This window comes from Limnohabitans sp. 63ED37-2 (genome assembly GCF_001412535.1).
Lineage (GTDB): Bacteria > Pseudomonadota > Gammaproteobacteria > Burkholderiales > Burkholderiaceae_C > Limnohabitans_A.
Genome location: NZ_CP011774.1, coordinates 1,722,293 through 1,742,014 on the forward strand (window position 1 = coordinate 1,722,293; position 19,722 = coordinate 1,742,014).

A 19,722-nucleotide genomic window follows, 5' to 3' on the forward strand; every position below is an offset into this window, starting at 1 on the left:
GGCCCACGCGATGAAATGCCCGTTTTGCAGCCACCTCGAGACCCAGGTCGTCGAGACCCGTTTGGCCGAGGATGGGGATTTCATCCGCAGGCGCCGTCAGTGCGGGGCCTGTGAAAAGCGCTTCACCACCTACGAAAAGCCGGAAGTCAACTTTCCGGCCATCGTCAAAAAAGATGGCCGCCGCATCGATTACCAACGCGACAAACTGCGCGGCAGTCTGAATCTGGCTTTGCGCAAGCGGCCCGTCAGCACCGAGCAGGTGGACAGCGCCATCGAACGCATCGAAGAAAACCTGTTGAACCTGGGCATCCGTGAGGTGGCCTCACACCGCATTGGCGAGCTGGTCATGCGCGAGCTGAAAAAGCTCGACAAAGTGGCCTATGTGCGTTTTGCCAGTGTGTACCGCAACTTTGAAGACATCGACGCTTTCAAGACGTTGGTTGACGAAGTGCAGCGTTAAAAAACTGCACTTCAGCAATTCGCACTGTCCTGGTGCTCGGCTTTCTCCAACCGGGGTTTGCCCACCGCATTGATCACCACCCGCCAGACATGGGTTTGCCCGGCCCCACACAGGGTCAAGGTCCCCGCTTGGAAGGCACCCGAGGTGCTTTGGCTGCGGCCTTGCGGTCCGTAAGAGATGTAGCGGTCCACCATGGCATTGCCTTGCAATGTTAAAAATCCTGGCAAGGCTTGGTGCAGTTGCAGCACGGCCTCAGTCGCCTCGCGGCGGCCGTTGTCGTTGCCGTCGACAAACACCACCCAGCCTTGCGCCCAAGTGCCCGCCGAGGCGCAGCCCAGCCCTGCACCGTCGGATGACTCACGCACACACAAGGTCACGCGCTGCTGGCGCCGCAAGGCTTCTGAACGCGCCAACAGCAAGCTCGCTTGCAATTGCTCGGCTTGGCTTTGCATCTGGTGCTTTTGGCGCAGACCGATGAGACTGGGAGCCGCCAAAGACAGCAGCACCGCCAGCAGCGCCAACACCACCAGCACTTCAAGCAGCGTGAAACCCCGGTTGCGCATCGCCTGCCCTCCCCCATGGTTTTTTGACAAACGCCCCATTACCGACTGGTATGGCGGCATATTGATCCGCTATACAAGTCATTATTAAGTATTCACAATGGCATGCCAAAAGGAGCGTGGCATGAGGTTCCCCAAAGTCAAGGCTGTCGCGTCTGCACCAATTGCACAAACCGGTTTGACGCTGAGCGAGTTGCTGGTCAGCCTGGCCTTGATGGCCGTCCTAGCGGCTGTGGCCTTGCCCGCGTTTCAGACGCAGCAGCGACAAGCCCGCCGCAGCGATGCCCAAAGCGCATTGCAGCAACTGCAACTGTCCCAAGCCCGTTGGCGCGGCACCCAGAGCAGCCATGCCTCCGATTTGGCCAGCCTGGGCTGGGTCGGCGACCTGTCCCCGGGTGGTCATTACCGCCTGACGATCGAAGACGCCAGCAGCGAGGGCTACAGCCTGATCGCCACGCCGATCGGCACACAAGCGCGGGACAGCGCCTGCACCCCCATGCGCCTGAAATTGCGGCACATGGCCACAGTGGAGCTCAGCAGCGGGGCCGATCTGGTGGGTGATCCAGCTCGCTGCTGGCGGCAATGAATCAGGCAAGCCCGGGCTCCGCATGAGAAACATGAAACGCGCCATGCAGCTGCAACCCGCTCGACCCAAGAAACAAGGGGGAGAGACGCTGGTGGGCATGTTGGTGGGTTTGGGAGTCGGCATGGTGGTGCTGGCCGCAGGCAGCCAGATGTTGGCGCAGCACCTGCGGGGGCATCGCCTGGCTTTGCAAGACAGCCATGTCCACCATGACCTGCGCTCAGCGCTGGACACCATCGAGCGGGAGTTGCGCCAGGCGCAGTCGCTCGGACAAGCCTGGCGAGGGCGTGTCTCAGCCCAATGTGCAGACGCTTTTTGTACAGGCGAAGCCGACTTGTTGGTGTTGGGCCAGCGCATCAGCTTCGGGCTAGACCGCAACCAAAGTGGTCTGCTGGACAACAACGAGTGTTCGGGCTTCCGTCTCAAGGACCATGAGCTGCAAATCCGCACGGCCTGCACACCCGAGGTCTGGACCGATTTGACCGATGCAGGCAGCCTGAAAATGACGGGCCTGCAGTGGCAAGTGCAATGCGAAAAACGAGGGCGCTGGGTGGCGCGTTGGGTCACCGTGCAGTTGAGTGCGCAGTGGCCCCGAGATACCACACGGGCCCTGAGCCTGTCGCGGACCGTATCGCTGCGCAACGATGTTCCCGCCTCGCCTTGGCCTGCCGTTTGTGGAGCCGCACCGTGACCCGGCTATGGGCTCTGGGCCTGACCGGCAGACCCTCTTGGGCGCACCCAAGACAAGGCGGCGCCATCAGCCTGCTGGTGGCGATCGGCCTGGTGCTGCTGGCCAGTCTGGCCAGTTTTTACAGCGCCCGCAGCGTGCTGGTGGACCGACTGGCCAGCCAAAACCAAAGCCAGTCTGCGCAGGCGCGCTTGGCCGCCGAAGCAGCCTTGGCCTGGGGGCGTGCCGAGTTGCAGCGACAACACGTCAGCAGCCCTTCGCCAGCCGTCTGGAGCCCTGGCACAGCCACCGCGCCCTGCCCCAGCGGCTACAGCACGGCGCGCTGGCAGTGCGTGGCCCTACAACCGCCCGCGCACACAGGTGTGCCCGAAGTTGTGGCGCAGGTGCTGGCCGTGCGCGACCTCATCAGCGCACCCCATGTGGCCCTGCTGCTGGCCAGCGCCAGCCTCAAAGATGGCACCAGCCGCGCCCAAGTCCAGGCCCAAGTGTTTGTTCCCACTTTGGCGCCCGCCCCGCACCCGCCCAACCCCGCAGCGGTGGTGCTCAATGGCTGCGCCTCGGCCGCCGACCCCGCGGCCAGCATCGGGAACACCCCCACCGCAACCCGTGGTTGCCCAGGCGGTCTCAACAGCGCTTGCACAGCATCGGCCTGGGCCAGCGTGCTGGGTGATACCACCCCCGAACAAATCCGTGCCTGGTCTGCAGCGCAGGAACGCAACGGCCTGAGCGCCCTGAGCCAACCCGCACGCAGCGTTTATTGGGTGGACAGCCCCTCCACCTGGACCCTAAGTGTGGGCACCCCTGAAGCCCCGGTGCTCTTGGTGTTTTCGGGCCAAGCCTGCAGCCAGCGCTGCCCGGACATGGCGGTTGGGGTGCGTGTGGTGGGTACCGTGGTCCTTCAAACCCAATGCCAAGACGACATGGCCCGGGGCTGGTTCGCTGGTCACATCGTGGGGCAACTGGTGGTGGAATCGGGCTTGCCCGATTTGCACAGCGGCAGCCGGATCGAGGCCAGCGCGCTGGCATCAGCCCCTTACCGACTGCCCTGGCCTGCGGGCATGGACACGCGCCAAGTGCAACGCGTGACGGGCAGCTGGCGGGAAGGCGTTCCATGACATCGCCAAGCTGCCAAGTCCCGCCCTCAGCCAGGCATGCCCACACCACGTCAAGAGACTCGTCACGGGGCATGGCGCTCATCGAGGCGCTCGTGGCCTCGGCGGTGCTGGGCATCGGGCTGCTCGCCGCCACGCGCATGACCTTGTACACCCTGAACACCGCCAGCGACACCCGACAGCACACCGTGGCCCTGACCTTGGCCCTGGACGCCATGGACTGCCACCAGTCGGGCCGCACAGGCTGCCCCCTGCAGACTTCCGCCACGGTGCAAGGCACCACCTACAGCCTGCAAAGCCAAGTGCAAACGCGCCCCGGCCTGGCCTTGGAGGACCTGCAAGTGCGTGTGCAGTGGCCCGCCGTGGGGCCCGCTTGGGGTGCAGTGGGCGGTGGCTTGGGTGCAGGCTCGCCCGGGCAGGCACAGGCTCACATGGGCGAACTCGTGCTGCACAGCAGCCGCGATGCCGTGCCTGCGTGGCTTGGCGTATCCTTGCCATGATTTGCTGCACCCGACTTTCGCTGTGACTCCTCCGAACCCGACACCCCAAGCCACCCCGCACGCGGACCCAGCCAAGAGCTTGGCACTGAGCCTGGCCCGCCAGGCCCTGTGGCTCACCTCACCCAACCCGCGGGTGGGCTGCGTCATCACCGCCGCCGATGGCACCGTGCTCGGCCAAGGCCACACCCAGCGTGCAGGCGGCCCCCACGCCGAAATCATGGCTCTACGCGACGCAGCCGAGCGTGGGCACAGCGTGCAAGGCGCTACAGCCTGGGTGACGCTGGAGCCCTGCGCCCACCAAGGCCGCACCGGGCCTTGCTGCGACGCGCTGGCCGCTGCGGGCATTGGCCGCGTCGTGGCGGCCCTGACCGACCCGAACCCCCAAGTGGCGGGACAAGGCATGGCGCGGCTGGCAGCGGCTGGCGTGCGGACCGAAACCCTGAACCCGCAGGACGAGATGGCCCAACAGGCCCGTGAGTTGAACATCGGCTTTTTCAGCCGCATGGAGCGGGGCCTGCCCTGGGTGCGCATGAAAGTGGCGGCCTCGCTGGACGGCCAAACCGCCTTGCTAAACGGCCAAAGCCAGTGGATCACCGGGCCCGAGGCCCGTGCCGATGGGCATGCTTGGCGCGCCCGCGCCTGCGCCATCCTGACCGGCATCGGCACCGTGCTTGAAGACGATCCACAACTGAATGTGCGCGGCCTGAACGTGCCCCGCCAACCGCACCTGGTGGTGTTGGACAGCCGCCTTGAGTTGCCCCTGAACGCCCAACTGCTGAACACACAAGGCACAGGCGATCAGGCCCGGCAAATTTGGGTTTACACGGCGGTCGACCCTGCCAATGCAGAACAAGCCGAAAAACGCAGTGCCCTGAGCGCGCGCGGCGTCACCGTGATCGACATGCCCGGCCCCGGCGGCAAGGTGGATCTGGCCGCCATGCTGCGCGACCTGGCCCGACGCGAGATCAACGAACTGCATGTCGAAGCCGGACACAAGCTCAACGGCTCCTTCATCCGCGAAGGCTTGGTGGACGAGTATTTGATCTACCTGGCCCCCCAACTGCTGGGGCCTGGCCAAGGCATGGCCAATTTGCCAGCGCTGACAGCGCTCGGTGATGCGGTCCAGCTGGGCTTTCATGCGGTGGAGCGCATCGGCCCGGATCTGCGCCTGCTGCTGCGCCGAGCCTGAAGCTGCCGAACTCTGGGTCAGAACACCAGTGTCTTCACCCCATCAGAGGTCCCCAGCAAACACACCTGGGCTTTTTGCAGGGCAAAAACGCCCACCGTGACCACACCGGGCCACTGGCTCACGGTGTTCTCAAAAGCCACCGGGTCGGTGATCTTCAAGCCCTTCACATCCACAATGTGCTGGCCGTTGTCGGTGACCAGCGGCTGACCGTCTTTGAGGCGAACCACCGCACTGCCGCCCATGGCCGCAAACTGGCGCATCACGCGGGCGGTGGCCATGGGGATGACCTCCAGGGGCAAAGGGAAAGCGCCAAGCGCATCCACCAACTTGCTCTCGTCGGCAATGCAAACAAACTGCTTGGACTGGGCTGCTACGATTTTTTCGCGGGTGAGTGCCGCACCGCCGCCCTTGACCATGTGGCCCTGATGGTCGATCTCGTCCGCGCCGTCGATGTAAACCGACAGGCTCTCGACCTCGTTGCAGTCAAACACCGGGATGCCCAGTGCCTTCAGGCGCACGGTGGAGGCTTCGGAGCTGGAGACTGCGCCCTTGATTTGGTCCTTCATGATGGCCAGCGCGTCGATGAATTTGTTCACCGTGGAGCCGGTGCCCACGCCAACGATCTCGCCGGGAACAACGTATTTCAGGGCGGCTTGGCCCACCAGGGCTTTGAGTTCGTCTTGGGTCATGGAAGGGGCTCAGTTGAAAAGATAAAAGGACGGGCCGGGGTTTGCGACAATCAGAGGAAATGTTGTCAACGCCTTTGCTGCCCGGAATTATCCAATGTCCCTGATCCCCTACGCCCTCGCCCGCCCCTTTTTGTTCAAAATGGACCCCGAGGCGGCCCACGACCTGACCATCGAGGGCCTGGCCCGCACCCAAAACACCCCTCTCGACTGCGCTTACCGCCAGCCCTTTGTGGCACAACCCATCACCCTGGCGGGTCTGCATTTCCCCAACCGCGTCGGTATGGCTGCGGGCCTCGACAAAAACGCCCGCTGCATCGACGGCCTGGGTGCCATGGGTTTTGGTTTTGTCGAAGTCGGCACCGTCACGCCCAAGGCGCAGCCCGGCAACCCCAAACCGCGCATGTTCCGCCTGCCCGAAGCGCAAGCCCTGATCAACCGCCTGGGTTTTAACAACGACGGTCTGGACGCCTTCATCGCCAACGTCAAGCGCTCCAAGTTTCGCCAACAAGGCCGCCTGCTGGGCCTGAACATCGGCAAGAACGCTGCCACCCCCATTGAAAACGCCACCGACGACTATTTGATCGCGCTGTCAGGTGTGTACCCACATGCCGACTATGTGACGGTGAACATCTCCAGTCCCAACACCAAGAACCTGCGCGCCCTGCAAAGCGACGAAGCGCTCGACGGCCTGCTGGGCGCGCTGGTCGCACGGCGCGAAGAACTGGCTGCTGAACACGGCCGCCGCGTGCCCATGTTCCTCAAAATCGCGCCCGATCTGGACAAAACCCAAGTGGGCGTCATCGCCGCCACGCTGCAAAAACACGGCATGGACGGCGTCATCGCCACCAACACCACGCTGGCGCGCGACGCGGTGAGCGGCTTGGCGCATGCCGAGGAAATGGGCGGCCTGTCGGGCGCGCCTGTGCTGGCCAGCAGCAACCGCGTGATTCAACAGCTGCGTGCTGCCCTGGGCAAAGATTTCCCGATCATCGGCGTGGGTGGCATCCTGAGCGGGCACGACGCGATTGCAAAAATAGAAGCCGGGGCGGACGTGGTGCAGATTTACACCGGCCTCATCTACAAAGGCCCCGAACTGGTCACCGAAGTGGCGAGTGCACTGCAGCAGATGAAGCGCTGAAACAAGGAAACAGGGGTCAATCTGCATGGACCCCGTGTGCTCAGTCCTTGAAATAAACCAGCTGGTGTGTGCTCGCCAGCAACTGCCCTTCGGGGCTCCACAGCTCACCCGTTTGGTCAAAGTAGCCATGGCGGTAATTCAGTGCCTTGGCCACGCCCAGCAGATGGCGCGTGCCCACCTGCGCCAGCAAGGCGCTGTCTGCATGGAAATAGGTGGTGAGGGACACCGTGCCAATCAAGGCGCGACGACGGCGGCGGATGTAAATGCGCGGAAAAAAGCTGTCGCTGATGGCCGCCAGCGAGGCGAAGTCCAAGGCCCGTTCGGGTTCGTCGCGCACCCATAGGGTGGAGCGCGAATGGGCTTGCTCTTGCTCATCAAAGGCTGCGGGGAAAGCGCCCTCAACAAAACGCATGTCGTAACGCTGCGGCCAGGCGGGCATGCCCCTGACAGGCATGCGGGGGACTGCCTCGGGTGCGGGAACGTTGCCGGGCATGACCGCCTCCACATCGGACCAAGTCTCGCGCCGCACCGCGAACACAGCCGTGGCGGTGGCCACCACGCCTTCGGCTTGGTGGGCCTCAATGATCCAGTGCTGGGTCGATCGGTTGGTGCGCACGGGCCGCGCCACAAAGCGGATGTCGCCATCGGCCACGGGGGCCGCAAAATTGACCGTGAGCGCCACGGGTTCGCCCAGGCGCTCGGGGTGCAGCATGGCCGACTGCAGCAACTGCGCAGAAGTGGTGCCGCCAAACGGCCCCACCATGTTGGCGTAGGCCGGGTGGGTGGCGCCTGTGAATTCGTGGGGGGCGTCCGCAAGTGCTGAGGCGCGCAGATCAATGGCTTCGTCGAATGGGTGCATGCGAACGATGATAGATGCGCCTGATCGCCCTGCGCTGTCTCAAAAGCGATCAATTGCGGGCTAGATTCACTTGGGACATTCAATTGCCTTGGCTGAGACGCCTCGCTCGTCGGCGGATTCGGCGGCAATAGGCCACAAAACGGCTCGCACGGCGCTGCAGCCATTTCACCCAAAACGGCCCCGCACCACGCCATCTGCCCACCCTGGATGGCAAATGGTGGATCATCAACAACAGCACCGTGTAGAGCATCAGTTTGCCGATGAACACCATCGTGCCGATCGACTCGGGCGACACGCCACTCAAGGCGAACAGCGCGATGGCAGAACGCGGAGAGTCTGGAAAGACCGAGAAAAACACCATACTGATCGGCCCCGAGTCTCGCAGCATGGCCAAGACTTGTGGCCCTTGTGAACCCATCAGCTTTTGGCTCAACGATTCGGCAGATTCCGTCAGCGTCCCCATGCCCAAGGCCAACAAAAAAGCACCCAATGCAGAAGCCAGTGCAAAGACCACCACAATGACTTGGCCCTTCTGCGGCTGAAGAACACACAGCGCCAGCACAAACATTTCTGCGGGCAACATGGGCAGAAATCCATCGAAAACCGATAAAACCGCCAGCCAAAAGATGGTTTTGGGCTCTGAGCCGTGGCGCAAAAGCGAGGTTTCAACCCTTTGAAAGAAGCGCTGGAAGAATGACGGCGAAGGGTTCATGGAGGAGCAGCGCTTGATAAGGATGGCTTAGGCCAACCGAGCGCAAACCTCGTCGGCAATAGCCAGCGAACTGGTCAAACCCGGCGACTCGATGCCCAGCAGGTTCACCAGGCCCGGCACGCCGTGCTCGGCTGGGCCCTGGATCATGAAGTCGGCTGCCGCCTCATGCGGGGCGTTGATCTTGGGGCGCATGCCCGCATAACCCGCCTGCAAAGCGCCATCTTGCAATGCGGGCCAGTATTTACGTACCTCGGCATAAAAGGCGTCGCCCCGGCGCGGGTCTACCTGCAGGTCGGCCGGGTCATCGACCCATTGCACGTCCGGGCCGAACTTGGCTTGGTCGCCCAAGTCAAGCGTGAGGTGCACGCCCAAACCGGCTTTTTCGGGCACGGGGTAAATCAGGCGGGAGAACGGTGCCTTGCCTGCGAGTGTGAAATAGTTACCCTTAGCGTAATGGGCTTGTGGCAGCAGGCTTTTGTCCAGCCCGTCCATGCGCTCAGCCATGGCCACGGCGCTCAGCCCTGCAGCGTTGACCAGCACCTTGCAAGCCAGCTCGGTGCCGTCTTGCGTGGTCACTCGAATCGGGTGCGTGGCGGTGCCGTGCTTCAGGCCTATGTGCTGCACGGGCGAGACCAGCGCCAGCAGGCCGCCTGCGTTTTCCATGTCGCCCTGCAGTGCGAGCATGTAGCCGTGACTGTCGATGACCCCAGTGCTGGGCGAGAGCAGCGCCGCTTCGCAAGACAGCGCAGGCTCCAGCGCGTGGGCCTGGGCCGCCGAGAGTTTTTGCAAATCGTGCACGCCGTTGGCGGCCGCTTTGGCCATGATGCCGTCCAGCGCCAGTACTTGCTCAGGAGTTGTGGCCACGATCAGCTTGCCCAACTGCTTGTGCGCCACGCCGCGCTCGGCGCAATAGACATAGAGCATCTGTTTGCCTTGCACACACAGCCGCGCCTTGAGGGAGCCTGCCGGGTAATAAATGCCCGCGTGGATGACCTCGCTGTTGCGCGAGCTGGTGCCCGTGCCAATGGCGTTTTCCGATTCGAGCACCAGCACCTCGCGGCCCGAGAGCGCGAGCGCCCGCCCCACAGCCAAGCCGACCACGCCGGCCCCGATAACCACAGCATCAACTTGTTCCATGGGCAGCATTGTGGCGCAGGCTGGGCGCATCAACCGTTTGACTGACACCCGCAAGACAGACACACGGGCTGCCCACGGGCAGACTGACCAACATTCATCAAGGAGACCGTTTCATGTCGCTGTTCAATCTCAAAGGCAAAGTCGCCGTCGTCACTGGCTCCAGCCGGGGCATTGGTCGATCGATTGCGCACCAGCTGGCCCAGCAAGGCGCTAAAGTTGTCGTGTCCAGCCGCAAGCAGGATGCCTGCGAAGTGGTGGTCAAGGAAATCCAGGCCGCAGGGGGTGAGGCGATGGCGATTGCCGCCAGCATCTCCAGCAAAGAGCAACTGCAAAACCTGATCAACCAGACCCGCGCGGCCTGGGGGCCGATCGACATCCTGGTGTGCAATGCGGCCACCAACCCCTATTACGGCCCCACCACAGGCATGAGCGATGAGGTGTTTGACAAGGTCATGCGCAACAACGTGCTGTCCAACACCTGGCTGTGCACCATGGTCTACCCCGACATGAAAGCCAAAAAGGACGGTGCCATCGTCATCGTGTCGTCGATCGGTGGCCTGCACGGCTCGGCCATCATCGGGGCTTACAACATTTCCAAGGCGGCCGACATGCAGCTGGCGCGCAACCTGGCGGTGGAATGGGGCCCGGACAACATCCGCGTGAACTGCATCGCGCCGGGCCTGATCAAGACCGACTTTGCCAAGGCGCTGCACGAGGACCCGGTGCTGAGCGCCAAGTACAACAACGAGACGCCGCTGCGCCGCATGGGCGAGCCCGACGACATTGGGGGTGTGGCGGTGTTTTTGGCCAGCCCGGCTGGGCAGTATGTGACGGGGCAGACCATCGTGGCGGATGGGGGGATGATGATTCGCTGAGTTTGCTTGGTGCTTCGGGTGCCGCTGAGCATGGGCTGGGGCCAGGCGCCTCATTCGCTGAATTTGATGGGTGCTTCGGATGCCGCAGAGCATGGGCTGGGGCAGGGCACTTCATGAGGGAGTACCCAAAATCGGTGCCCGGCCCCAGCCCATGATCTGCTCAGTGGGTTAGCAAAATCCAGCGAAGAAAGAAAAAAGCCCGCATCAGCGGGCTTTTTGACTTGGAGAGAACCTCGATCAGCCGAAGTTCTTCTCAGCAAACGACCAGTTCACCAGCTTGTCGAGGAAGGTCTCAACGAACTTGGGACGCATGTTGCGGTAGTCGATGTAGTAGGCGTGTTCCCAGACGTCCACAGTCAACAAGGCGGTGTCGCCTGTGGTCAGGGGGGTGCCAGCTGCGCCCATGTTGACGATGTCAACCGAACCGTCGGCTTTCTTGACCAGCCATGTCCAGCCGGAGCCGAAGTTGCCCACAGCGCTCTTGACGAAGGCTTCTTTGAACGCGGCGTAGCTGCCGAACTTGGCGTTGATGGCTGTGGCCAGTGCGCCTGTGGGCTCGCCGCCGCCGTTGGGCTTCATGCAGTTCCAGAAGAAGGTGTGGTTCCAGATTTGGGCCGAGTTGTTGTACACACCGCCGCTGGACTTTTTGATGATCTCTTCGAGGCTCATGCTCTCGAATTCAGTGCCTTTTTGCAGGTTGTTCAGGTTGACGACGTAAGCGTTGTGGTGCTTGCCGTGGTGGAACTCCAAGGTTTCCTGGCTGTAATGGGGAGCCAAAGCGTCAATCGCGTAAGGCAGTGCGGGCAAGGTATGTTCCATGAGGATGTCCTTTTGTTGTTGCGGGTTGAAGGTAGACCCATGCATTTTAGGGGCTAGGCGATCGCCCTTTTGGGTGACAGGTCACTGCCCAAGGGCCTTGTTGGGGTCGACGAGGCCCATCACAGTCAACGCCCACACTGTCCACCGCCGTGATGGGCTAGGGCCTGGGCACCGATTTTGGGTACTCCCTCATGAGGTGCCCAGGCCCCAGCCCATCACGGCTCACCCTTAACGTCGTACCCGCAGAAATTGAAACCTACAACCCCACTCAAGAAACAACCTTCAAAGGCACATCCCCATCCGCCAGCGTCGCCCGCACCGCCTGTCCCGGCTGAAACTGGTCAGCGTGGGTCAAAGCCTGGCCGCGATCATCGCTGAGCCAGGCATAACCGCGCTCAAGCACCTGACGCGGGTCCACCGACGACAGACGCAAAGCGGCCCGCTCCAAGCGCTGGGCGCGTTGCGGCACTTGCTGAGCCCGGTTGAAAGCCAAACGATCGTTCAAGCGCTCCAACTGGTGGCCTTGGCCGACCAATTGAGTTCGCACGCCCGTCAACAAACGACTGGCCAAGCGGTCCAGCCACTGGCTGTGCTGCCCCAGCACAGCTTGTGGTCGCCCCAGCCGGGCCGCCACCGCGCTCAGGCGTTGGCTCTGGCGCTCTTGTTGACGGACCAAGCCCACACCCCAACGCGCCGCCACTGCGTCCAAACGTTGTGCCTGCCGGTCCTGCTGGCGAATCAAGCCCCTGCTCAGGCGTTGCTCCAGCACAGACAGGGCTTCGAGGCCCACACCCCGGTCGGTCGCAGCCATCTCGGCCGCCGCCGTGGGTGTCGGGGCACGCACATCGGCCACAAAATCGGCGATGGTGAAATCCGTCTCGTGGCCCACGCCACAAATCAGCGGCACCGGACTTTGCGCGATCAAGCGCGCCAGATTTTCGTCGTTGAACGACCACAGGTCTTCCATCGAGCCCCCCCCACGCACAAGCAAGATCACGTCCACGGGCGGACACAGCGGGTTGTCTTCGGCCGTGAGGGCGTAGATGTTTTGCAATGCCTGCGCCAGAGTGGCCGCAGCGCCAGCACCCTGCACCAAGGCCGGGGCCATGAGCACCGGAATGTGCGGCACGCGCCGCTGCAAAGCGGTCACCACATCGTGCCAAGCGGCAGCGCCCAAAGACGTGACCACGCCAATGGCACGGGGCTGGGCGGGCAAAGCGCGTTTGTGGGCGGGATCGAACAGGCCCTCGCCTTCGAGCTTGGCCTTGAGGCGCAAAAACTGCTCAAACAGCGCGCCCTGCCCTGCACGCTCCATGGATTCGACAATCAGCTGCAGATCACCCCGGGCTTCGTACACGCCCAAGCGGCCACGCACCTCAACCAGTTCGCCATCTCGCGGGGCAAAGTCCATCAAGCCGGCGGCTCGCCGAAACATGGCGCAGCGGATCTGGCCCGTGTCGTCCTTGATGGAAAAATAACAATGCCCACTTGCGGCGCGTGAAAACCCAGAAATCTCACCACGCACACTGACCGGATTGAACTGGGCATCCAAGCTATCGGCCACGGCGCGGCACAGCGCTGACACGGTCCAGGCTCGGGGCGATTTCATCACTTGAGGACTCATCCGCACGATTGTCCTACAGCTTGTAGACGCGTTTCACAAAGCCGTTTGAGAAAGTCGTCCACAGGCTGCAGGCCAGTCATCTGTCGTGGCAAAAACACACCGTCATTTGCCGGCCAAAATTCAAGTCCTTGATTCAGTTGAATTTTTTCATATGCAATGCGTATTTAAACATCTAGATATCAAACTTAACAATTCAAAAAATAAAACCAAGTCCAAACTTTTTCACAAAGTTATCCACAGCCCAGGCAAGGCCTTGTTTCTGTGTCGTCCTCCTGCCAAAAGCAAGCCTGCGGTTCGTGTCATCGTCCATAATCACGTGCTTTTGTCACTTTGTATCGCGAAGAAGGAACTGTTTTGTTATCCATCATTCAAGCCGCTGGATGGCCCATCTGGCCCCTTATTCTGTGCTCCGTTTTGGCTTTGGCCTTGATCATCGAGCGCCTGGTTCAGTTGCGCGCACACAAAGTCATGCCCCCCAAGACCCTGGAGCAGGCGGTTGAAATCTCCCGGCGTGGTGTTCCTTCCGAAGAAACGGTGCTCAAACTCGAGAACAAAGGCGTGCTCGGCCCCATCTTGGCCAGTGGACTGCGCTGCCTGCAAAAAAATCCCGAAGCTTCGGACGAGGACATCCGGGCCCACATGGAAATGGCAGGCCGACTGGCAGGGCGGCAACTGGAGCGCTATCTGACGGCCCTGGGCACCATCGCTTCCGCGGCCCCCTTGCTTGGCTTGCTTGGCACCGTGATTGGCATGATCGAGATTTTTGCAGCCCAGACAGCAGGCACCAGCCAACCCGCCCAGCTGGCCTACGGCATCTCGATTGCGCTGTACAACACCGCATTTGGTTTGATCGTGGCCATCCCGGCCCTCATGTTCTGGCGCTACTTCCGATCCTTGGTGGACAATATGCTGCTGACGATGGAGGTGGCCAGTGAGCAATTTGCCCGCCACCTGAGCCATTTGCGCACCTGAACGGGTCCGATGTGAACTTTAGAAAACGCACCCCCTCGGCCGAGCCCGAAATCAACCTCATCCCCTTCATCGATGTGTTGTTGGTGGTGCTCATCTTTTTGATGCTCACCACCACTTGGTCTCGCCTGACCGAAATCAACATGACCTTGCCTTTGGCAGACACCCAAAAGCAAAAAGACCGCCCCCAGCAGATTGTCTTGTCGGTCAACGCCCAAGGCCAATATGCCGTGAACCAATCGCGCATTGAAGGCACTTCGGTCGCCGCTTTGGCTGCCGCTTTGGGGCCCTTAGCCTCCAAGGAAGTGACCTTGGTGATCAGCGCCGATGCGCAAGCCACCCACCAATCTGTGGTCAACGCCATGGAAGCCGCTCGCAGAACCGGGTTGTCGCAAATCACCTTTGCCACCCAATCACCTGAGCCCTCGGGCTCCTGAGGCCCCATGAACCTGTCCACCTGGCTGCACCAGCATTTGCCGCAGGTCTGGACTTCGCGAGGGTTGTTCGCATGGCTGCTGCTTCCCCTTGCTGGCTTGCATGCTGCCCTGCTCAGGGTGCGCAGGCTGGTCTGGCACCTGGGCTGGCGGCAAGCCCACCGCCTGCCGGTGCCGGTGATCGTTGTGGGCAATGTGGTGGCCGGTGGCGCGGGCAAAACCCCCTTGACCATGGCCTTGGTGCAGCACTTACAGCAACGGGGCTGGCAAGTGGGCGTGGTCTCACGCGGTCATGGCCGCAAGACACACGACACGCGAGCCGTGATGCCCGACAGCTTGCCCGCCGATGTGGGCGACGAGCCCTTGCTGATCCGTCAAATAACAGGCGCTCAAGTCTGGGTGGGCACCGACCGAGCTGAGGCCGGCCGCGCTTTGTTGCAAACCAACCCCGGCGTCAATATGTTGGTGTGTGACGACGGGCTGCAACACTGGGGTTTGGCGCGAGACTTGGAAATCTGCGTCATGGACGAACGCGGCGTGGGCAACGGCTGGCTGCTCCCCGCTGGCCCTTTGCGTGAGCCCTGGCCCCGGGTGGTTGACCTGCTGCTGCACACCGGAGACAACGGCTTGCCGGGCGGCTTTGTGGCACAGCGCCAATTGGCCCCTGTGGCACACGATGCACAAGGCCGCAGCCAGGCTTTGTCCGGCTTGATCGGTCAGCCTGTCGATGCGGTGGCTGGCCTGGCAAGGCCTGAAGCGTTTTTTGCCATGCTGCGGGCAACCGGTCTGCAACTGCACCACACCACCGCCTTGCCCGACCATTTTGACTACGCGCACGGCGCACCGACCGCCACAGACCGCCCCTTGCTGTGCACCGAAAAAGACGCCGCCAAACTCTGGCAGCACCAGCCCCAGGCTTTGGCCGTGCCCTTGGTGCTGACACCCGAAGCCGCTTTTTGGCAAGCCCTGGACCAGCGGCTGGCCGAAAAACCCTTTTGCTGAAAGCCCCATCCGCAACGCTTACAGGCACTGACAGTGCCTGATCGCCTTGCCCTGCGCCGTTATCATTGCGCTATGGACACCAAACTGCTTGAACTGCTGGTCTGCCCGGTCACCAAAGGACCACTGGATTTTGACCGCGAGACCCAGGAGCTGCTCTCTCGCAGCGCCCGGCTGGCCTACCCTGTGCGCAAGGGCATCCCCATCTTGCTCGAAAACGAAGCGCGCACCTTGAGCGACGAAGAAATCGACAAACTTGCCGCCTTGCGCCCCCCGCTCTGAAAGCCCACGCATGCGCCAGGCCCCCAACTCCAACGACTTCATCGTTTTGATCCCCGCACGCATGGCGTCCAGCCGGCTGCCGAACAAACCTTTGGCCGACATCGCTGGGCTCCCCATGGTCGTGCGGGTGGCTCAGCGCGCCATGCTGAGTCAAGCCCGCCAAGTGGTGGTGGCCGCCGATGACGACCGCATCGTGGCCGCCTGCTCGGCCCATGGTGTGCAAGCCCTTTTGACACGGCAGGACCATGTCAGCGGCAGCGACCGTTTGGCCGAAGCTTGCCAACTGTTGGGCCTGAGCGATGAGGCTGTGGTGGTCAATGTGCAAGGCGACGAGCCCTTGATGGAGCCCAGCCTGATCGACCAAGTGGCGCAATTGCTCAGCGAGCGGCCCGAGGCCAGCATGAGCACAGCAGCCCACCCCATCAGCCAGTTGGCCGACTTCTGCAACCCCAATGTGGTCAAGGTGGTCACAGACGCTCGCCAGATGGCGCTGTACTTCAGCCGTGCGCCCATCGCCTGGTGGCGCGATGGGCAAAGTGCGGCGGATCCTGGCGGCGCGCAATTCACCGAACTGCCCAGCCCGGCCCCTCTGCGGCATGTGGGCATTTACGCCTACCGTGCGGGTTTTCTGGCGCAATTTCCACAACTGCCACCGGCCCCCATCGAGCAGCTGGAGTCCCTGGAGCAGCTGCGCGCCCTTTGGCACGGGCACCGCATTGCGGTGCACACCACCGAGCATGCCCCAGGTCCTGGGGTCGACACCCCCGAAGACCTGCAACGCGTTCGCGCCCTGCTCGGCGCGTAAGCCTGGCAAGAGACTCGCGTGATATTCTCACTGCATTGTCTGCCTCACCGTGGGCCCCTTCGTGGCCCAGCAGACCCACTCCATGACAAGCGATAAGGAACTTCCATGAGACTGATTTTGTTGGGCGCACCCGGCGCGGGCAAAGGCACCCAAGCCACCTTCATTTGCCAGAAATACAACATCCCCCAAATTTCGACGGGCGACATGCTGCGCGCCGCCGTGAAAGCGGGCACCGCGCTGGGACTGCAAGCCAAAGCCGTGATGGAATCGGGCGGGCTGGTCAGCGACGACCTGATCATCAACCTGGTCAAGGAACGCATCGCCCAGGCCGATTGCGCCCACGGTTTCCTGTTTGATGGCTTCCCCCGCACCATTCCCCAAGCGGACGCCATGAAGGCGGCAGGCGTCAAGCTCGACTATGTGCTCGAAATCGACGTGCCCTTTGACGCCATCATCGAACGCATGAGCGGTCGCCGCTCGCACCCAGCTTCAGGCCGCACTTACCACGTCAAGTTCAACCCGTCCAAAGTGGCCGGCATGGATGACGTGACCGGCGAGCCTTTGGTGCAACGCGCCGACGACCAGGAAGAAACCGTTAAGAAGCGCCTGGATGTCTACAGTGCCCAGACCCGCCCCTTGGTGGATTACTATGCCAATTGGGCCAAGGCCGACCCCGCCGCTGCACCCAAATACCGCGCCATCAGTGGCACGGGCAGCGTGGAAGACATCACCGCTCGCGCCTTCGCTGCTTTGGCCCAATAAGCCCCCCAAAGCAGCAACCGCCTGCTTCACCCCACAAGCCCCTTTTCAGGGGCTTTGTTGTTGGCGAGCGACACATCGTGGCCCCCAAGCCTCCTTTCGGCTGGGTCAGTTCAGCATGAATTTCTGGCTTTTTTTCAAGGCAAGCTTGCACAACCGAGAAAACTGTTTAAAAATACAGTCACTGGATGAAACAACAGCCCAGTCCCCACCAGGAGACCGCCTTGACCGACAGCCCCAAACTCACCGCCCGCCAACAAGAAATTCTGGAACTGATCCAGAACACCATTGCCAACACCGGTGCGCCACCGACACGCGCCGAAATTGCCAGCGTGCTGGGTTTCAAATCGGCCAACGCCGCAGAAGAACACCTCAAGGCCCTGGCCCGCAAAGGCGCCATCGAGTTGGTCAGCGGCACCTCACGCGGCATTCGCCTCAAGGGCAGCTCACGCAGCAACCCACGCGCCCCCTCTGATTTGTTCAGCTTGAGTTTGCCTGGGCTGGGTCAGTTGTGTCTGCCTTTGGTGGGGCGTGTGGCTGCCGGATCGCCCATCCTGGCGCAAGAACACGTCGACAGGAGCTACCAAGTTGAAAGCAGCCTGTTTGCCCAGCAACCCGATTACTTGCTCAAGGTCCGCGGTATGTCCATGCGGGATGCGGGCATCATGGATGGCGACTTGCTGGCCGTCAAATCCACCAAAGACGTGCGCAACGGCCAGATCGTGGTGGCCCGCTTGGGCGACGAAGTCACGGTCAAGCGCCTGCACAAAACCGCCTCCGGCATCGAATTGCTGCCCGAAAACCCCGATTACCCGACCATCGTGGTCCACCCCGGCGAGCCCTTTGACATCGAAGGCCTGGCCGTGGGCCTGATCCGCAACACCTTCGTCATGTGACGTTTTCAGTCGTGGCCTCAGGTGGCGGGCGCTGATCATCAGCCCTGAAGCCAACGACTTCTTCCATCAATCCTGCCTGTGTCCAACCTCCATGCTTTTGAAAGGTTTCACATGGGAATCGCTCTGCTTGCCCTTTCAGGTCTGTTCAAGAACCTGCCCTCCTTCACCACCCGCACCCCCTCGCAGGCTTTGCCCAAAAGGCACGCCGTGCGTGTACACCCCGAGTGGGCTGTTCGGTCAGTGCCTTGCGCCACGCCCTCTCACAGCCAGGCACTGCCGACAAAACGCCAACCGAGCCTGCGCGTTGTGCATGTCCATGAAAGTGGCCAGAGCGCGGCGGGGTCCGGTCGCATGGTGATCTCCGGGCGCATGGCCGATGTCTGCGCTGAGCTGGATCGCCTGGTGGCCATGGAAGCGCGCTGCCGGCCACACTGACCCACCGGGGGCGCACAGCCCCCCCCCGCCACAGCGCGCGCCCAAAAAGCTCTACAAGGTGCACTGGCCAGTGCCCAGTCAGGCAACTGACAAGGCACAATGGCGGACATGAACATTGTGATCCTTGACGACTACCAGGATGTCGTCCGCAAACTCGACTGCGCCGCCAAACTCGAGCATTACCCGGCCAAGGTCTACACCAACACCGTCAAAGGCATTGGCCAGTTGTCGGTGCGACTCAAAGACGCCGATGTGATCGTCTTGATCCGCGAGCGAACAGGCCTTAACCGGGCCCTGATCGAGAAGCTGCCCCGACTCAAAATGATTGCCCAGACCGGCCGAGTGGGCAGCCACATCGACTTGGCCGCCTGCACCGAACGCGGGGTGGCCGTGGCCGAGGGCGTAGGTTCACCGATTGCACCCGCAGAACTCACCTGGGCCCTTGTCATGGCAGCCATGCGACGGTTGCCCCAATACATCAGCAACCTCAAGCACGGTGCATGGCAGCAATCGGGTCTCAAATCCAGCTCGATGCCCGCCAACTTTGGCCTGGGCACTGTGCTCAAAGGCAAGACCCTGGGCATCTGGGGCTACGGCAAAATCGGCCAATTGGTGGCCGGTTATGGTCAAGCTTTTGGCATGCATGTTCAGATCTGGGGCAGCGATGAATCGCGCGTGCGGGCGGTCAAAGACGGCCATGTCGCCGCCACCAGCCGTGAGGCTTTTTTTCAAAGCTCGGACGTGCTGTCCTTGCACCTTCGGCTGAACGAAGCCACCACGGGCATCGTCACCAGCGATGACCTGGGGCTCATGAAACCCACGGCCTTGCTGGTCAACACCTCGCGCGCCGAACTGGTTGAAACCAATGCCCTGATCGGCGCTCTCAACCGGGGTCGCCCGGGCATGGCGGCGGTTGACGTGTTCGAGTCCGAACCGATCTTGCAAGGCTCTGCCTTGCTGCGGCTGGAAAACTGCATTTGCACCCCCCACATTGGCTATGTCGAAAAAGACAGCTACGAGCTGTATTTCGGCTCGGCATTTGACAACGTCATCAACTTCATCAAGGGCACGCCCACGAACATCGTCAACCCAGGGGCCCTGCAGGTGCGGCGTTGATGCTCGGCCATCTCCTTGCACCCACCTGACTAAAGCCATAATCAACGCTTGGGTGTCCGGCCTGCCAAGGCCACGGCCAACT

At 62.1% G+C, this 19,722-nt stretch carries 24 protein-coding genes; 17 read left to right on the forward strand and 7 right to left on the reverse strand.

Going from position 1 to position 19,722, the window contains the following annotated elements:
* Positions 1 to 10 precede the first annotated feature (10 nt).
* A complete protein-coding gene (nrdR, locus tag L63ED372_RS08170; protein ID WP_062405178.1) occupies positions 11 to 460 on the forward strand; it encodes a transcriptional regulator NrdR in 450 nt (149 codons plus the stop codon).
* 11 nt (positions 461 to 471) lie between these two features.
* Here the strand turns inward: nrdR and L63ED372_RS08175 are convergent, their stop codons facing one another.
* Positions 472 to 1,023 carry a GspH/FimT family pseudopilin gene (locus tag L63ED372_RS08175; protein WP_062405179.1) on the reverse strand — a complete coding sequence of 184 codons (552 nt, stop codon included), beginning with the start codon at positions 1,021 to 1,023 and terminating at the stop codon, positions 472 to 474.
* A 121-nt stretch (positions 1,024 to 1,144) separates the two neighbouring features.
* On the opposite strand from L63ED372_RS08175, the gene L63ED372_RS08180 reads away from it, so the two are divergent.
* From L63ED372_RS08180 to ribD, 5 genes are all read left to right on the forward strand, one after another.
* The gene (locus L63ED372_RS08180) at positions 1,145 to 1,606 is read left to right on the forward strand and encodes a type IV pilin protein (RefSeq protein ID WP_062407821.1); all 462 of its coding nucleotides are present in this window, start codon (positions 1,145 to 1,147) and stop codon (positions 1,604 to 1,606) included.
* A 31-nt stretch (positions 1,607 to 1,637) separates the two neighbouring features.
* Positions 1,638 to 2,294 (forward strand): PilW family protein, encoded by a 657-nt coding sequence (locus L63ED372_RS08185; RefSeq protein WP_231624459.1) that lies wholly within the window; start codon positions 1,638 to 1,640, stop codon positions 2,292 to 2,294.
* Entirely contained in the window at positions 2,291 to 3,406 is a 1,116-nt protein-coding gene (locus L63ED372_RS08190) for a hypothetical protein (RefSeq protein WP_062405181.1), read from the forward strand. Before L63ED372_RS08185 ends, L63ED372_RS08190 begins: the two co-directional genes overlap by 4 nt.
* 71 nt (positions 3,407 to 3,477) lie before the next feature.
* On the forward strand, positions 3,478 to 3,903 hold the full coding sequence (locus tag L63ED372_RS08195; RefSeq protein WP_062405182.1) for a type IV pilus modification PilV family protein: 426 nt from the start codon (positions 3,478 to 3,480) through the stop codon (positions 3,901 to 3,903).
* 22 nt (positions 3,904 to 3,925) lie between these two features.
* The gene (gene ribD, locus L63ED372_RS08200) at positions 3,926 to 5,092 is read left to right on the forward strand and encodes a bifunctional diaminohydroxyphosphoribosylaminopyrimidine deaminase/5-amino-6-(5-phosphoribosylamino)uracil reductase RibD (protein ID WP_062407826.1); all 1,167 of its coding nucleotides are present in this window, start codon (positions 3,926 to 3,928) and stop codon (positions 5,090 to 5,092) included.
* 17 nt (positions 5,093 to 5,109) lie between these two features.
* Here ribD and rpiA read toward each other — a convergent pair whose 3' ends face one another.
* On the reverse strand, positions 5,110 to 5,781 hold the full coding sequence (gene rpiA / locus L63ED372_RS08205) for a ribose-5-phosphate isomerase RpiA (RefSeq protein WP_062405184.1): 672 nt from the start codon (positions 5,779 to 5,781) through the stop codon (positions 5,110 to 5,112).
* Positions 5,782 to 5,875: 94 nt separating this feature from the next.
* On the opposite strand from rpiA, the gene L63ED372_RS08210 reads away from it, so the two are divergent.
* Complete coding sequence (locus L63ED372_RS08210) at positions 5,876 to 6,919, forward strand: quinone-dependent dihydroorotate dehydrogenase (protein ID WP_062405186.1); 1,044 nt, start codon at positions 5,876 to 5,878, stop codon at positions 6,917 to 6,919.
* A 40-nt stretch (positions 6,920 to 6,959) separates the two neighbouring features.
* Here L63ED372_RS08210 and L63ED372_RS08215 read toward each other — a convergent pair whose 3' ends face one another.
* The 3 genes from L63ED372_RS08215 to L63ED372_RS08225 all read right to left on the reverse strand — a co-directional run bounded on the left by L63ED372_RS08215 (position 6,960) and on the right by L63ED372_RS08225 (position 9,627).
* Complete coding sequence (locus L63ED372_RS08215) at positions 6,960 to 7,778, reverse strand: acyl-CoA thioesterase (protein WP_062405188.1); 819 nt, start codon at positions 7,776 to 7,778, stop codon at positions 6,960 to 6,962.
* Positions 7,779 to 7,857: 79 nt separating this feature from the next.
* Positions 7,858 to 8,361: a hypothetical protein gene (locus L63ED372_RS08220; protein ID WP_156343580.1), complete on the reverse strand. Its 504-nt coding sequence runs from the start codon at positions 8,359 to 8,361 to the stop codon at positions 7,858 to 7,860.
* A 156-nt stretch (positions 8,362 to 8,517) separates the two neighbouring features.
* A complete protein-coding gene (locus L63ED372_RS08225) occupies positions 8,518 to 9,627 on the reverse strand; it encodes an NAD(P)/FAD-dependent oxidoreductase (protein ID WP_062407828.1) in 1,110 nt (369 codons plus the stop codon).
* Positions 9,628 to 9,740: 113 nt separating this feature from the next.
* Between L63ED372_RS08225 and L63ED372_RS08230 the strand changes: the two genes are divergently transcribed.
* Entirely contained in the window at positions 9,741 to 10,502 is a 762-nt protein-coding gene (locus tag L63ED372_RS08230) for an SDR family NAD(P)-dependent oxidoreductase (RefSeq protein WP_062405192.1), read from the forward strand.
* A gap of 237 nt (positions 10,503 to 10,739) precedes the next feature.
* On the opposite strand, the gene L63ED372_RS08235 is transcribed toward L63ED372_RS08230, so the two are convergent.
* Entirely contained in the window at positions 10,740 to 11,321 is a 582-nt protein-coding gene (locus L63ED372_RS08235; protein WP_019431287.1) for a superoxide dismutase, read from the reverse strand.
* A gap of 268 nt (positions 11,322 to 11,589) precedes the next feature.
* Positions 11,590 to 12,930: an exodeoxyribonuclease VII large subunit gene (gene xseA, locus L63ED372_RS08240; protein WP_231624460.1), complete on the reverse strand. Its 1,341-nt coding sequence runs from the start codon at positions 12,928 to 12,930 to the stop codon at positions 11,590 to 11,592.
* A 369-nt stretch (positions 12,931 to 13,299) separates the two neighbouring features.
* On the opposite strand from xseA, the gene L63ED372_RS08245 reads away from it, so the two are divergent.
* From L63ED372_RS08245 to L63ED372_RS08285, 9 genes are all read left to right on the forward strand, one after another.
* The gene (locus L63ED372_RS08245) at positions 13,300 to 13,917 is read left to right on the forward strand and encodes a MotA/TolQ/ExbB proton channel family protein (protein WP_062405197.1); all 618 of its coding nucleotides are present in this window, start codon (positions 13,300 to 13,302) and stop codon (positions 13,915 to 13,917) included.
* Positions 13,918 to 13,928: 11 nt separating this feature from the next.
* A complete protein-coding gene (locus tag L63ED372_RS08250) occupies positions 13,929 to 14,351 on the forward strand; it encodes an ExbD/TolR family protein (RefSeq protein ID WP_062405200.1) in 423 nt (140 codons plus the stop codon).
* Between the two features lie 6 nt (positions 14,352 to 14,357).
* A complete protein-coding gene (lpxK, locus tag L63ED372_RS08255) occupies positions 14,358 to 15,350 on the forward strand; it encodes a tetraacyldisaccharide 4'-kinase (protein ID WP_062405202.1) in 993 nt (330 codons plus the stop codon).
* A gap of 72 nt (positions 15,351 to 15,422) precedes the next feature.
* Entirely contained in the window at positions 15,423 to 15,629 is a 207-nt protein-coding gene (locus tag L63ED372_RS08260) for a Trm112 family protein (protein WP_062405204.1), read from the forward strand.
* 10 nt (positions 15,630 to 15,639) lie between these two features.
* Positions 15,640 to 16,434 (forward strand): 3-deoxy-manno-octulosonate cytidylyltransferase, encoded by a 795-nt coding sequence (gene kdsB, locus L63ED372_RS08265; RefSeq protein WP_062405206.1) that lies wholly within the window; start codon positions 15,640 to 15,642, stop codon positions 16,432 to 16,434.
* Positions 16,435 to 16,539: 105 nt separating this feature from the next.
* Positions 16,540 to 17,196 (forward strand): adenylate kinase, encoded by a 657-nt coding sequence (gene adk / locus L63ED372_RS08270; RefSeq protein ID WP_062405208.1) that lies wholly within the window; start codon positions 16,540 to 16,542, stop codon positions 17,194 to 17,196.
* Between the two features lie 221 nt (positions 17,197 to 17,417).
* On the forward strand, positions 17,418 to 18,089 hold the full coding sequence (gene lexA / locus L63ED372_RS08275; RefSeq protein ID WP_062407829.1) for a transcriptional repressor LexA: 672 nt from the start codon (positions 17,418 to 17,420) through the stop codon (positions 18,087 to 18,089).
* A gap of 111 nt (positions 18,090 to 18,200) precedes the next feature.
* Positions 18,201 to 18,524: a hypothetical protein gene (locus tag L63ED372_RS08280; protein ID WP_062405211.1), complete on the forward strand. Its 324-nt coding sequence runs from the start codon at positions 18,201 to 18,203 to the stop codon at positions 18,522 to 18,524.
* Positions 18,525 to 18,632: 108 nt separating this feature from the next.
* Complete coding sequence (locus tag L63ED372_RS08285) at positions 18,633 to 19,640, forward strand: D-2-hydroxyacid dehydrogenase family protein (protein WP_062407831.1); 1,008 nt, start codon at positions 18,633 to 18,635, stop codon at positions 19,638 to 19,640.
* The last annotated feature ends 82 nt before the right edge of the window (positions 19,641 to 19,722 follow it).